Below are 13642 nucleotides of genomic sequence, written 5' to 3'. Positions count from 1 at the left end.
TCGGGATTAGAATTGGAGTTTTTCTTTTAAAGATATTCCGTTACGCTAATGCTTGTTTCAAATCTTCGATCAAATCTTCAGCATCTTCAATACCTACGCTTAATCGGACCAAATCATCCGTAATTCCAATTTCCTTACGTTTTTCTTCCGGAATGGATGCGTGCGTCATCAAAGCCGGATGATTTGCTAATGACTCTACTCCGCCTAAAGATTCAGCCAGTGTGAAAACTTTTACTTTCTCCAGAAAGTCAATTGCATCTTCTTTTTTGCCCGACACAAAAGTAAAAGACACCATTCCACCAAAACCACTCATTTGTTTTTTGGCAATTTCATGATACGGATGGCTGGGTAATCCGGGATAATAAACTGTTTTCACTTTTGGATGATTGTTTAAAAACTCCACCACTTTTCCTCCATTTTCACAATGTCTTTCCACGCGCAAATGCAAGGTTTTAATTCCTCTTAATACCAAAAAACTATCCATTGGTCCCAAGGTTGCTCCTGTCGCAAATTGTTGAAAATGCAATTGTTCTCCAAGCGCTTCGTCTTTTACAATTAAAGCTCCGGCAATAACATCAGAATGTCCTCCTAAATATTTAGTCGCCGAATGCATCACGATATCTGCGCCTAAATCCAATGGTTTTTGCAAATAAGGCGTTGCAAAAGTATTGTCAACCGCAAAAAGGATTTTCTTCGCTTTTGTGATTTTGGCAATTTCCTGAATATCGGCTAGTTTCATCAAAGGATTCGTTGGCGTTTCTACCCAAACCAATTTCGTGTTTTCATTGATTAATGACTTGAATTTCTCAATATCATTCATATCCACAAAATGGAATTTTATACCGGAATCTTTATAAATTCGGGTAAACATTCTATAGGTTCCGCCATACAAATCGTCCATGGCAATGATTTCATCACCAGCTTTAAAAGAACGCAAAACACAATCCGTCGCTGCCAATCCTGACGAAAATGCCAATCCGCGGGTTCCGTTTTCAATACTTGCCAAGGCATTTTCAAGTGCGCTTCTAGTAGGATTTGCAGCTCTACTGTACTCATAATCCGGATTTAAAGGTTGTCCCGGACTGGTTTGTACAAAGGTTGATGTTTGATATACCGGCGGCATAACCGCTCCTGTGCTTGGGTCGTGGTGCTGTCCACCGTGAATAACTTTAGTATTGAATTTCATAAGTTGAATTTTTAATGCAAAATTGTTTCACAAATTTACCTTTTAATTTATTTTAACCAAGCCACAAGATGATACCTTTGTATATAATTAACAATTTTGAGATGAAACACTTTATTATTTATACTTTACTCCTTTTTTCCGCTGCGCAATGTTCTAACGAATTGATTTTTGAAGAGGAATCTTTTCAGAAAAAAACAACGATGCCCTGCAAAGAAAATTGTCCGTCAATTAGTGTAAAAATACCCGTTGCCAATGCCGTCCCGATTGTTGCGGACAGCATCAATAAAAAAGTGTTTTCAGTAATGAAAGAGATTGTGTATTTTGGCGAAAAGCCATATCCGGCAATCGATTACAATGGTTTAGTAACTTCATTTATTGATTCTTATGAAAAACTTCAGAAAGAATTTCCCAATGACAAATTTGGCTGGGAAGCTGAGATTGAAGGAAACGTAAAATATCAATCAGATGCGGTATTGAATATTGAAATCAAACATTATACCTATACTGGCGGTGCTCACGGATACCAAGGATTGCGCTCCCTGCTTTTTGATCCAAATACTGGAAAATCAATCTCGAATGCGGAACTGTTTCATGACAAAGAGGGTTTCAAAGCTTTCGCCGAAAAAAAATTTAGATCTAAATATAAAATCCCGGCTAACAAATCAATCAATGCAACCGGTTTGATGTTTGAGAAAGAAAAATTCCAGTTGCCCCAAAATATCTTTTATACCGATAAAGGATTACTGCTTTATTACAATTCGTATGAAGTATCATCATATGCTGACGGACCAAAAGAAATATTATTGCCGTACTCTGAAGTGAATGATTATTTGGCTGTTAAATAAAAAATGGTCTTTAAAAAATACTTCATTTTTTAAAGACCATTTTTTATTTTATTAACAATCCCCTAGCCCCGATAGAAGCGGATATCCTTTTCCTTTTTTCTTTAAAAAGGAAAAGATATAAGCGAATAGCGGGATTAAGCTCCCAATATTCATAAGTGTAAACCCTAAATAAACTTCCTAATACTCATCATATTCCCAATGTGAAGCCCTTCATGAAAATTACTGAAAGCCATGGCATCCTCGGCATTTCTTAAAACATGATCACCTGTTGAGGTGGTATATTCCGTGTAATTTTTGAAAATTTTATTGTCATAATCCACTTTGGTGTGTTGGATGGTTTCAAATAATAATGATTTGATTTTATCCACTTCGGCTTGAGTTACGATGTGTTCGGGCTTGGTTCCCTTTTTGTATTTCTCGACTAATTCATCTGAAATCATCATCGGCAAACCCGAAAGCTTGTACACTAAAAGTTGTTGCGACACAATGATATGGCCGATGTTCCAAATCAAATTATTGCTGAATCCTTCCGGAATCGTGTTGAGTTGGTCAAGAGTGTATCCCGACAGGAATTTTGAAACCATATTTCTGCTTGTAGCGCTGACGTCGAATAATTGATTCATTTTTTATTTTTTTGATAAAAATAATCATTTTCCGTGTCAAATGAATTTTCTTTGCACAAAGAAATCGCTATTTACATGGACATAATATACTATCTCGCTTCTTGCGACACCTGCAGAAAAATCATAAAATCATTACCGAAAGAACATGATTTTAAATTTCACGACATTAAACAAGATCCAATTACTGTTGCCGAATTAGAAAAAATGCGCGAACTAGCCGGAAGTTACGAAGCGCTTTTCAGCAAAAAAGCAGTACTTTATAAATCGATGGATTTGAAGAATAAATCCTTGACCGAAGAGGATTATAAAAAATACATTTTGGAACATTACACGTTTTTAAGTCGTCCCGTTTTTATCATCAAAGACAAAATTTATATTGGCAATACCCAACAAAACATGTTGCAGGTAATGAAAGCGTTGGCATAATGTCCAAAAGAAATCTCGCACTTATTGGCGCCACAATTGTTTCCATAATTTACGGCGTCACTTTTACCATTGCCAAAGATGTCATGCCTTTGTACATTGACGCCTTTGGTTTCATCTTGTTGCGCGTAGGCGGCTCCGTGGTTTTGTTTTGGCTGGTTTGGCTTTTTATGCCAAAGGAGAAAATTACTCTCACTGATTTTCCCCGAATTATTGCAGCGGCTTTCTTTGGCGTGGCCCTTAATATGCTTACGTTTTTCAAAGGATTAAGCCTTACTTCCCCCATTAGCGCGGCGGTAATCATGGTTTCCACACCAATGATTGTTTTGACACTTTCAGCCATTCTCATGAAGGAGCGCATGCAAAAAAGAATGGTTTTTGGAATTATCCTTGGTCTGATAGGAACTGCTTTTCTCATTTTGTACGGAAAATCCATTGGCAGCGCCACAAATGCGGGATTGGGAAATTTTCTGGTTTTGGTCAACGCCATTTCTTACGGATTTTACCTGATTATCGTCAAGAAATTAATGGATAAATACAATGCGTTTACGTTTGTAAAATGGATTTATTTATTCGGTTTTATTATGGTTTTGCCTTTTGGCTGGAGCCAATTTCAAACTGTGAACTGGGCTTTAGTCCCAACGGATATTTGCTGGAAAATAGGATTTGTAGTTATTTTTTCGACTTTCCTGACCTATTTGCTAAATTTGCTTTCGATGAAAGAATTGAAACCAACTACGGTTGCTGTTTTTATTTATTTACAACCGCTATTCGCCACTATTTTTGCGATAAGCTTGGGCAAAGACGAATTGAGTTTGGTTAAAATTGGTTCGGCAGTTTTGATATTTGTGGGCGTTTATTTGGTGACACAGAAGAAGAGTGTTCAGTAATCAGCTAGTAGTGTTCAGTGCGCAAATCACAGGTTATTGTCTTTTAAAATGTTCATGAGGGTATTTATATCAACTCAAAAAATAAAATCTGATTCCTAAACATTTACTTATACCGAATCACTGCATACTAAAAACTGACCACTGACCACTTTTTTATTATCTTTGACCTCTTTTATACAACTATATGATACAATCAATGACGGGTTTTGGTAAAGCGACTTTGCAATTACCAACCAAAAAAATCACAGTAGAAGTAAAATCTTTAAACAGTAAAGGTTTGGATTTGAATGTGAGAATGCCTTCGCTGTACCGCGAAATGGAATTGGGTTTACGCAACCAAATTGCACTTAAATTGGAAAGAGGAAAAGTGGATTTTTCTATTTTTATCGAAAGTACCGCGGAACAAACTTCTACGAAAGTGAACGTGCCGATTGTGAAAGCGTATATGAATCAACTCAAAGAAATTTGTAACGAAGGATACGAAACCGAATTAATGAAAATGGCAATTAGAATGCCAGACGCATTAAAAATAGAACGGGAAGAAATCGATGAAAATGACTGGGTACAAATACAAACCGTTATCGAAGAAGCGTTGCAAAACATCTTGAACTTTAGAAAAGATGAAGGAATGTCTCTTGAAAAAGAATTTCAATTGCGAATTGGCAACATTCGTCAATACATGACCGAAGCTTTGGCACTTGATCCAGAACGAGTTCAGGCGATAAAAGACCGTTTGCAAACTGCGATCTCAGAATTGAAAGTGAATGTAGATGAAAATCGTTTCGAGCAGGAATTGATTTATTATTTAGAAAAATTAGACATCACCGAAGAAAAAGTACGTTTGACGAATCACCTGGATTATTTCTTGGAAACCATCAACGGAACCGAAGCTAACGGTAGAAAATTAGGTTTCATCACCCAGGAGATGGGACGTGAAATCAACACGATGGGTTCTAAATCCAATCACGCACAAATGCAAAAATTAGTCGTTCAAATGAAAGACGAATTGGAAAAAATCAAGGAACAAGTATTAAACGTATTGTAATTATTAACCTGCAAAGTTATTTAACCTTGCAGGTTAATTAATATTATAACATACCTACAAGGTTTTAGAAACCTTGCAGGAAAAGATAAACAAATACTGAAATAAATTCAGCATAAAATGAGCACAGGAGGAAAATTAATCGTTTTTTCGGCACCATCAGGATCAGGGAAAACTACTATCGTTAGACATTTATTAAGCAAAGAAGATTTGAATCTTGAATTTTCTATTTCGGCAGCTTCCCGCGAATCAAGAGGCGAAGAAGTAAATGGAAAAGACTATTATTTCATGTCTACCGAAGACTTTAAAAAGCACATCAAAAATGAAGACTTTCTGGAATGGGAAGAAGTGTACCGCGATAATTTTTACGGAACTTTAAAAAGTGAGGTGGAACGCATTTGGGCCAAAGGAAAAAATGTAATTTTTGATATTGATGTATCTGGTGGATTGCGTATCAAGCATAAATTTCCTGAAGAAACTTTAGCTGTTTTCGTAAAACCACCAAGCGTAGATGAACTAAAAAGAAGACTGAAAGAACGTTCCACCGAAAGTGACGACAAAATCAATATGCGCATCGCTAAAGCTTCTGTAGAATTAGCAACAGCGCCACAATTTGATACTATAATAAAAAACTACGATTTAGATATTGCGTTAGAAGAAGCGTATCAATTGGTAAAGGATTTTGTGAAAAAATAGTAATTAGTAAAAAGTTACTAGTAATTAGCTTAAAAATGGGTGAGATAAAATCATACAAAGATTTATTGATTTGGCAAAAAGGGATTAAAATAGTCTGTTTAGTTTATCAATTAGTAAAATCATTTCCTCAAGAAGAATTATATGCTCTATCAAGTCAGCTAAAAAGAGCTTCAGTATCTATTCCTTCGAATATTGCTGAAGGCTATGGAAGAAATACGGATAAATCATTCAGTCATTTTTTAGATATTTCAAGAGGCTCATTATTCGAAATTGAAACTCAGTTAGTAATTGCTAATGAACTTGGTTTTATAACAAGTAAGACTTTGTATACAGAAATCTTAAGTCAAATTGAGGAAGAATCCAAAATGATTAATGCTTTCTCAAAAACCCTCAAAAATTAATTACTTTTTACTAATCACTAGTCACTAAGTCAATGAAAATAGGACTTTATTTCGGAACATTTAATCCCATTCATGTTGGGCATCTCATTATTGCCAATCACATGGCGGAGCATTCTGATTTAGACCAAATCTGGATGGTGGTTACGCCACACAATCCTTTGAAGAAAAAAAGCACATTACTCGATGATTACCATCGGTTGCAAATGGTACATCTTGCCACCGAGGATTTTCCAAAAATAAAACCTTCGGATATTGAATTTAAATTGTCGCAACCCAATTATACCGTCAATACTTTAGTTCATTTAGAAGAAAAATATCCAAATTACCAGTTCTCTTTAATCATGGGCGAAGACAATTTAAAATCTTTGCACAAATGGAAAAACTACGAAGTGATTCTCGAAAACCATGATATTTATGTATATCCAAGAATTTCAATTGAAACAGAGAATATACTGTTTAAAGATCATCCAAAAATCCACCTAATTGATGCTCCCGTTGTCGAAATATCGTCTACATTTATTCGGGATAATATCAAGAAAGGGAAAAATGTGCAGCCGTTAGTGCCTGCGAAAGTTTGGGAATACATCGATCACAATAATTTTTACAAGAAGTAATATAAGAGTTAGTAACTTTTACCTAGTTACACCTCATTAATAAAATTTATCTGTTTTGTCATTTCGACAAAGGAGAAATCACATAACGAAAGTATCTACTGAGATTTCTCCTTTGTCGAAATGACAAATAGAATAGCATTCTTTTAGCAAAGAACTTACTGAAAATTAATCACCCCAAAACCTTCTTTAATTCCAGTTGAATATTATCAAAAACAGCACTCAAATTATCGTTTTTACCTGATAATACAAACACTTCCGTACTTGGCATTTGCTTGCTGTTCCACAACAATTGAATTTTATTTTCTTCGATTAAACTTTTCGCATTACAATCCCATACAACAGCTATTCCGGTGTTTTTTGAAATTATTTCCAGCATTTCATATTCGGACGGAATAATGTAATTGGGAATCATTGACGGTCTTTTTTTGTTAAAGACATGCAACCAAAACAACTTTATGTGCGGAATTTGCGCATTGTGACTGAACCATTTTTGGTCGTTTAACCAATGTTCAATTGCCGTGAAATCCTTTGCTTTTATATGTGATTTTAATTCGGTCGCATCAATAGTGTTTGAACCAACTATGACTTGTTTAATTTCGCCGACCTTTTTCTGAATGGTGTCAAACGTGTCATATTGTTTGGTTACAACCGCAAAATCTAATTTTTTAGAATTTACCAATTCAAAAAGCGCATCATTTTCATGAAAGCTGAAATCGATAAAATCAAATTTGGAAACCAAAGCGCTTCCCAAACTTCGCATCAAATGCTTTGAGATTCCGATTGGAATTAACCGATTGGAATTGAACGCTTTGGCACGAAAACCATTTTCCACATTTTCCAAGCGGTCTAACGCCTCGATGATTAAATTATTGAGTAACTTAGCATATTCGGTTGGTTCGACGCCTTTAGACTTTCGATTAAAAAGTTTATAACCTACATGTTCTTCCAACATGGATATTTGCTGACTAACTGCGGGCTGACTGATGAATAATTCTTTGGCAGCCAATGAAAATTTACCGTTTTTATAAACAGATTTAAACGTTCGATACCATTCCAGATTAACCATGATATAAATATATTTATCACAAACATAATTTAAATTATTTTTACTAATAACATATTAGCCTTAAATTTGTATAAATAAAATCAAAAATGAAGAAAATCGCATTATTTGCCATTATAGCATTAACCGCAAGTTGTATTACAGCAACTGCACAAAATAAAAAAGGTATGAAAAAAGTATTATTTGTTCTAACTAGTCATAGTGAATTAGGGAACACAGGAGAAAAAACAGGATTTTGGATTGAAGAATTTGCTGCTCCTTATTATGAGTTAGCAGATAAAGGAGTGATTATTGATATTGCATCGCCCTTAGGAGGACAGCCACCAATTGATCCAAAAAGTTCTGATCCATCTGCTGCTACTGAAGACACTAAAAGATTTGACAAAGATGTTGAATTACAAGCTAAACTAAGTACAACGCACAAATTAAGCGATGTAAATGAGTCTGATTATGATGCAGTTTTTTATCCTGGAGGTCACGGACCGTTATGGGATTTAGCCGAAGACAAAAACTCAATTGCTCTTATTGAAGCTTTTTACAACAGTAAAAAACCGGTAGCTTTTGTATGTCATTCACCAGCAGCGTTGAAAAACGTAAAAGTGAACGGAGAATTTTTAGTAAAAGGTAAAAAATTAACCGGATTTTCTAATACCGAAGAAGAAGCAGTGGGATTAACGAATGTAGTTCCATTTTTATTGGAAGATGCATTACAAACCAATGGAGCAACCTATTCTAAAGTAGGCGATTGGCAGCCCTATGCCGTGGAAGATGGTTTATTGATTACAGGTCAAAACCCAGCTTCGTCTAAATTAGTGGCTGAAAAATTATTAATTCAATTGAATTCAAAAAAATAAAAGCATGTTAAATTTCGAATTATATAATCCTACCAATTTAGTTTTTGGAAAAGGACAAATTGAAAAACTTTCCACATTAGTACCAGAAGGAGCCAAAATTCTATTGGCTTATGGCGGTGGAAGTATTTTCAAAAATGGAATTCATGAGCAAGTAATCAGCAATTTAAAAGGTTTTGAAATTGTGGAATTTGGAGGAATTGAGCCAAATCCGCATTTTGAAACATTGATGAAAGCAGTTGCGATTATCAAAGAACAAAAAATAGATTTTATCCTTGCCGTAGGTGGAGGTTCTGTAATTGATGGGGTAAAATTCATTTCGGCAGCAGCTCATTTTGACGGAAATCCGATTGACATTTTACAAAAAAAGCTACTAATTAAGGATTTATCAAAAGTAATTCCTTTCGGAACAATCTTAACACTTCCTGCTACTGGAAGCGAGATGAATTCAGGCGCCGTTGTTACCATCAAAGCTACGCAAGAAAAGTTAGCGTTTGGTGGAAGCGCATTGTTTCCTAAATTTTCAATTTGCGATCCAACCGTAATTCAATCTTTACCAAAAAGACAATTGCAAAACGGAGTTGTAGATGCATACACCCATGTTTTGGAACAATATTTAACGTATCCGCATGAGGGCTATCTTCAAGATCGTATTGCTGAAGGAATTCTACAAACTTTAATTCAAGTAGGTCCTGAAGTAGTAAAAAATCCTAAAGATTATGCTTTGGCTTCAAACTTTATGTGGAGTTGCACGATGGCTTTAAATGGATTGATCCAAAAAGGAGTTCCGTCGGATTGGGCAACGCATATGATTGGTCACGAATTGACTGCTTTATATGGAATCGACCACGCCAGAACGTTGGCGGTAGTGGGTCCAAATTTATACCGAGTAATGTTTGAAACCAAAAAAGGAAAATTGGCACAATACGGAAAACGTATTTTCAACTTGACAGGAACTGAGGATGAAATCGCAAACGAGGCCATTATCAAAACCGTTGGGTTTTTTCACACAATGGGAATGGACACTAAATTATCTGATTACACTAAAGACTTTGATAAAACGGCAGATTTTATAGTGGATCGTTTTAAAGAAAGAGGTTGGTTAGGATTAGGTGAGAAGCAAAATATCACTTTAGAAAAAGTAAAAACTATTGTCGAAATGAGTTATTAATTCAAATAATTAAATACCGTTTTGAAGTAGTCTAAATAAAAAGGCGTTCTCATTTTTTTGGGAACGCCTTTTAAAATTCTAAAATATAACTAACTAACTCAATATGAATTTTTGTTAAATTCTTACGCAATAATCAAAAATAACGAAATAGTAATAGTTATATTGTGTCATAAAGTAAAAAAAATTAAATTATTTTTTGTTCGCTATAATCGCAGTACTTTTTATCACGTTTAAAAATTGAGCTTCTTGTTCTAATTTTATTTGTATAATCAGTACTTTTTTAAGTACTTTTGGTTAAATTCAATAAAAAAATGGCTGAAAATATAAAATTCGCAGTAATAGGTGGTGGAAGTTGGGCGACAGCAATAGCAAAGATGTTATGTGTGAATCTTACCGAAATTTCGTGGTACATGCGTAATGAAGCTGCTATAGAGCATATTAAAACGTACAAGCACAATCCAAATTATTTAAGTTCGGTTGAATTTGACATCAAGAAACTGAAATTAACCAGCGATATTAATGAAGCTGTAGCATACGCGGATTACATTATTTTTGCCATTCCATCTGCTTTTTTGGATGCTGAATTAGAAAAACTAACCGTTTCTTTAAAAGATAAAATTATTTTCTCGGCAATCAAAGGGATTGTTCCGGAAACAAGCCTGATCGTAGGCGAACATTTCCATGTGAAATATGATATTCCGTATTACAACATTGGTGTAATCACTGGTCCTTGTCACGCTGAAGAAGTAGCCATGGAGCGTCTTTCCTATCTTACAATTGCGTGTGGCGATCCTGACAAAGCTATGGTTGTTGCTAAAAATTTATCTGGAAATTACATCAAGACTAAAATTACAGACGATATTATAGGAACGGAGTATGCAGCGATGCTAAAAAATATTTACGCTATTGCAGCAGGAATGGCGCACGGTTTGGGTTATGGCGATAATTTCCAGTCCGTTTTGATGAGTAACGGGATTCGCGAGATGAAAAAATTCATCAAAAAAGTCCATAAAATGAAACGTAACATCAATGATTCCGCATATTTAGGTGATTTATTAGTTACGGGATATTCTGTATTTTCAAGAAATAGAATGTTCGGAAATATGATTGGTAAAGGCTATACCGTAAAAGCGGCGATGATGGAAATGAGTATGGTTGCTGAAGGATATTACGCCGTAAAAAGCGCTTACAAACTCAATCAGGCGTATGGTGCAAAAACGCCAATTATAGATGCCGTTTACAGTATTCTTTATGAAGGGCAAGATGCCAAAGCTGTATTTAAAAAATTAACGGACAAACTGGATTAATTCAACTGCAGATTTAATACCCAAAACAGAAACACGTTATGAGCGAAAGATGGAAATATCAGATTAAAACTGGCGGGATTTGGGGTGTATTTATGACCGTTTTCAATGTTTTGTTTGACATTAAAGAAATCCCTTTTTCGGAACAAGTTGCCACGCCTAATTTTTATATTCGTGCAGCTGCTTACATTTTAGTAGGAATATTTGTTTTAGGTTACTTTACATGGAAATCCAAAAACAAAAAAATTAATCAATAAATTATCTCACGATAACGCCGTCAACGAATAAAATTGGCACTTCTTCCACTTCAATTTCGTTAATGAAATTTGCTTTGAAAATAAACTTTTTATCGTACAATTTGTCTCCAATAAAAAATGTCAGCATGAACTCATTGTTCAGTGCCAAAACACTTTTTTCAATCATTTCAATTTTCATAACTGAAACTGCCGGCACTTCTACAAAAGCATGACGCAAAAGTGATGTTTTTTTCATTTCACCGTCTATGGTACCGAAAGCTTTGGAAACCACCATGACACTTTCGATTAAAAAATCGCTGTCATTTATTAAATAGGCATACCAAACTTTTTCCATAAAATCGTCGCTCCATTCTTGGACTGCAGCAAGGAATACATTTTCTACTTCGGGAATGATGATGTCTTTTTTCATGTCATTGCGAAGAATGAAGCAATAACTTCATTCATTATAAATTATTATTTAAAATTTTATTTCTTAAAAAAACTGAATGCCCTAGCCCAGATGGAAACGGCATCCTTTCTTGTCTTGAACTTGTTTCAGCATTCTGAAACAAGTTCAAGACAAGAAAGATATAGTGTACAGCTGGAAATAGCTCCTAAAAGCACAAAGCTCCAAAATGGTTATGAGATTGCTTCGTCCCTGGCAATGACTAAATACTCGATTTAAATTGCTCCAAGAAACGAACGTCATTCTCATAAAACATACGAATGTCACCGATTTGATACAACAACATGGCGATTCTTTCTATTCCCATTCCGAATGCAAAACCGTTGTATTCATCAGGGTTGATGCCACAGTTTTTCAAAACGTTTGGATCTACCATTCCGCAACCCATAATTTCCAGCCAACCGGTCCCTTTGGTGATTCGATAATCGGTTTCTGTTTTTAGACCCCAATAAATATCAACCTCAGCGCTTGGTTCGGTAAATGGGAAATAAGAAGGACGCAAACGGATTTTTGATTTCCCGAACATTTCTTTGGTGAAATACAAAAGCGTTTGCTTTAAATCAGCAAAAGATACGTCCTTGTCAATGTACAATCCTTCCACTTGGTGAAAAATACAGTGCGAACGGGACGAAACGGCTTCATTACGAAAAACCCTTCCCGGAGAAATCGTTCTAATAGGGGGTTTGTTATTTTCCATATACCGAACTTGCACGGATGAGGTGTGCGTACGCAGCAAAATATCGGGGTTCGTTTGTATGAAAAACGTGTCCTGCATATCGCGTGCCGGGTGGTATTCCGGTAAGTTCAATGCAGTAAAATTATGCCAGTCGTCTTCGATTTCTGGACCTTCGGAAACGTTGAAACCTATCGTAGAAAAAATATCTATAATTTGGTTTTTTACCAATGAAATAGGATGACGAGAGCCAATAATAACTGGTTCAGCTGAACGAGTCAAATCCCCGTAAAATCCTTTACTTTCTTCTTTGCTTTCCAGCGCTTCCTGTATCGATTTTACTTTTTCTTCGGCAGAAGTTTTAAGCAGGTTAATTACCTGTCCAAATTCCTTTTTTTGATCGTTTGGAACATTTTTGAATTCAGCAAAAAGCGCTTTCAAAAGTCCTTTGCTTCCTAAAAATTTGATTCGGAACGTTTCTAATTCTGCTGTGTTTTGCGTTGAAAAAGCCTGCGCTTCACCAATATATTCTTTTATCTTATCTATCATTTTCCGTCCGTAATTGAGAGTGCAAATTTAAGAAATTTGTTCCAAGTTTCACGTTTAAAGTTTCAAGTTTGTTGCATTACATTTAAAACTAACTATGTTGCTTAAATTAGCTATTCTATTACTTCCCGTTCCAAGAAGTAATTTACAATGGCTTCTTTCATCAAAACCGATTGTTCTCCTGCTTTTAGCGGCGGTAATTCCTCTTTTACTTTGTAATGCGGCCACCCTTCTTCATCAAAAAATTCGAATTCATAAAAGCCATACGGTTCTAATAAACGGCAAATGGCGATGTGCATCAGGTTTAACTTCTCGTCTTTTTTAAATTCTTTATGTACTTTCCCAAGTTCCTGCACCCCGATTAAATAAATAATGGCGTCTAAATCTAAATCCTCACCTTGAGAAAATTGGTTGGAAAGTATGTTTACAAGCTGTTCCCAGCGTTCTTTAAGTTGTGTGTCTCTTGACATTTTTTTTAATTATGAATTATGAGTTATGAATTATTGATTTATAACTCATAAAATTATTTTGAGCAAAGATAAGAACTTGAAAATTGGCAATCGATAGTCAACAATTCTTTTATATTTGCCTTTCTATTTATTATTGAATTAC

The 13642-nt window shown here is 35.2% G+C and carries 17 protein-coding genes; 11 read left to right on the top strand and 6 right to left on the bottom strand.

Annotated features, from left to right (window positions below; all coding sequences use genetic code 11):
* Window positions 1–40 precede the first annotated feature (40 nt).
* Window positions 41–1186, bottom strand: a complete 1146-nt coding sequence (locus E0F89_RS01450) for a cystathionine gamma-synthase (RefSeq protein ID WP_131908088.1) — start codon at window positions 1184–1186, stop codon at window positions 41–43.
* Window positions 1187–1287: 101 nt separating this feature from the next.
* Here E0F89_RS01450 and E0F89_RS01445 point away from each other — a divergent pair, with 101 nt between their 5' ends.
* Window positions 1288–2031: a DUF3298 and DUF4163 domain-containing protein gene (locus E0F89_RS01445; RefSeq protein WP_165929960.1), complete on the top strand. Its 744-nt coding sequence runs from the start codon at window positions 1288–1290 to the stop codon at window positions 2029–2031.
* Window positions 2032–2195: 164 nt separating this feature from the next.
* Here E0F89_RS01445 and E0F89_RS01440 read toward each other — a convergent pair whose 3' ends face one another.
* Window positions 2196–2654 carry a DinB family protein gene (locus E0F89_RS01440; RefSeq protein ID WP_131908087.1) on the bottom strand — a complete coding sequence of 153 codons (459 nt, stop codon included), beginning with the start codon at window positions 2652–2654 and terminating at the stop codon, window positions 2196–2198.
* Window positions 2655–2729: 75 nt separating this feature from the next.
* On the opposite strand from E0F89_RS01440, the gene E0F89_RS01435 reads away from it, so the two are divergent.
* The 6 genes from E0F89_RS01435 to nadD all read left to right on the top strand — a co-directional run bounded on the left by E0F89_RS01435 (window position 2730) and on the right by nadD (window position 6720).
* Window positions 2730–3080, top strand: a complete 351-nt coding sequence (locus E0F89_RS01435; RefSeq protein WP_131908086.1) for an arsenate reductase family protein — start codon at window positions 2730–2732, stop codon at window positions 3078–3080.
* Complete coding sequence (locus E0F89_RS01430; RefSeq protein WP_131908085.1) at window positions 3080–3967, top strand: DMT family transporter; 888 nt, start codon at window positions 3080–3082, stop codon at window positions 3965–3967. Before E0F89_RS01435 ends, E0F89_RS01430 begins: the two co-directional genes overlap by 1 nt.
* Window positions 3968–4151: 184 nt before the next feature.
* Window positions 4152–5012, top strand: a complete 861-nt coding sequence (locus tag E0F89_RS01425) for a YicC/YloC family endoribonuclease (protein ID WP_131908084.1) — start codon at window positions 4152–4154, stop codon at window positions 5010–5012.
* Between the two features lie 117 nt (window positions 5013–5129).
* The gene (gmk, locus tag E0F89_RS01420) at window positions 5130–5705 is read left to right on the top strand and encodes a guanylate kinase (RefSeq protein WP_131908083.1); all 576 of its coding nucleotides are present in this window, start codon (window positions 5130–5132) and stop codon (window positions 5703–5705) included.
* Between the two features lie 35 nt (window positions 5706–5740).
* Window positions 5741–6106, top strand: a complete 366-nt coding sequence (locus E0F89_RS01415; protein WP_131908082.1) for a four helix bundle protein — start codon at window positions 5741–5743, stop codon at window positions 6104–6106.
* Between the two features lie 32 nt (window positions 6107–6138).
* Window positions 6139–6720, top strand: coding sequence for a nicotinate (nicotinamide) nucleotide adenylyltransferase (nadD, locus tag E0F89_RS01410; RefSeq protein ID WP_131908081.1), 582 nt, complete (start codon window positions 6139–6141; stop codon window positions 6718–6720).
* A gap of 169 nt (window positions 6721–6889) precedes the next feature.
* Here the strand turns inward: nadD and E0F89_RS01405 are convergent, their stop codons facing one another.
* Complete coding sequence (locus tag E0F89_RS01405; protein ID WP_131908080.1) at window positions 6890–7786, bottom strand: LysR family transcriptional regulator; 897 nt, start codon at window positions 7784–7786, stop codon at window positions 6890–6892.
* A gap of 86 nt (window positions 7787–7872) precedes the next feature.
* Here E0F89_RS01405 and E0F89_RS01400 point away from each other — a divergent pair, with 86 nt between their 5' ends.
* The 4 genes from E0F89_RS01400 to E0F89_RS01385 all read left to right on the top strand — a co-directional run bounded on the left by E0F89_RS01400 (window position 7873) and on the right by E0F89_RS01385 (window position 11366).
* Window positions 7873–8637, top strand: a complete 765-nt coding sequence (locus tag E0F89_RS01400; protein WP_165929959.1) for a type 1 glutamine amidotransferase domain-containing protein — start codon at window positions 7873–7875, stop codon at window positions 8635–8637.
* A gap of 4 nt (window positions 8638–8641) precedes the next feature.
* Window positions 8642–9805, top strand: coding sequence for an iron-containing alcohol dehydrogenase (locus tag E0F89_RS01395; protein WP_131908079.1), 1164 nt, complete (start codon window positions 8642–8644; stop codon window positions 9803–9805).
* A gap of 311 nt (window positions 9806–10116) precedes the next feature.
* Window positions 10117–11112, top strand: a complete 996-nt coding sequence (locus E0F89_RS01390; RefSeq protein ID WP_131908078.1) for an NAD(P)H-dependent glycerol-3-phosphate dehydrogenase — start codon at window positions 10117–10119, stop codon at window positions 11110–11112.
* Window positions 11113–11150: 38 nt separating this feature from the next.
* Entirely contained in the window at window positions 11151–11366 is a 216-nt protein-coding gene (locus E0F89_RS01385; protein ID WP_131908077.1) for a hypothetical protein, read from the top strand.
* A gap of 1 nt (window position 11367) precedes the next feature.
* On the opposite strand, the gene E0F89_RS01380 is transcribed toward E0F89_RS01385, so the two are convergent.
* The 3 genes from E0F89_RS01380 to E0F89_RS01370 all read right to left on the bottom strand — a co-directional run bounded on the left by E0F89_RS01380 (window position 11368) and on the right by E0F89_RS01370 (window position 13500).
* Window positions 11368–11775, bottom strand: coding sequence for a hypothetical protein (locus E0F89_RS01380; RefSeq protein ID WP_131908076.1), 408 nt, complete (start codon window positions 11773–11775; stop codon window positions 11368–11370).
* 238 nt (window positions 11776–12013) lie between these two features.
* Window positions 12014–13033, bottom strand: a complete 1020-nt coding sequence (pheS, locus tag E0F89_RS01375) for a phenylalanine--tRNA ligase subunit alpha (RefSeq protein ID WP_131908075.1) — start codon at window positions 13031–13033, stop codon at window positions 12014–12016.
* Between the two features lie 110 nt (window positions 13034–13143).
* On the bottom strand, window positions 13144–13500 hold the full coding sequence (locus E0F89_RS01370) for a hypothetical protein (protein ID WP_131908074.1): 357 nt from the start codon (window positions 13498–13500) through the stop codon (window positions 13144–13146).
* Window positions 13501–13642 lie beyond the last annotated feature (142 nt).

The organism is Flavobacterium caseinilyticum, assembly GCF_004349085.1.
GTDB classification, from domain to species: domain Bacteria; phylum Bacteroidota; class Bacteroidia; order Flavobacteriales; family Flavobacteriaceae; genus Flavobacterium; species Flavobacterium caseinilyticum.
Note: the sequence above shows the minus strand (reverse complement) of the source record. Positions and strands in the feature narration are given on the sequence as shown.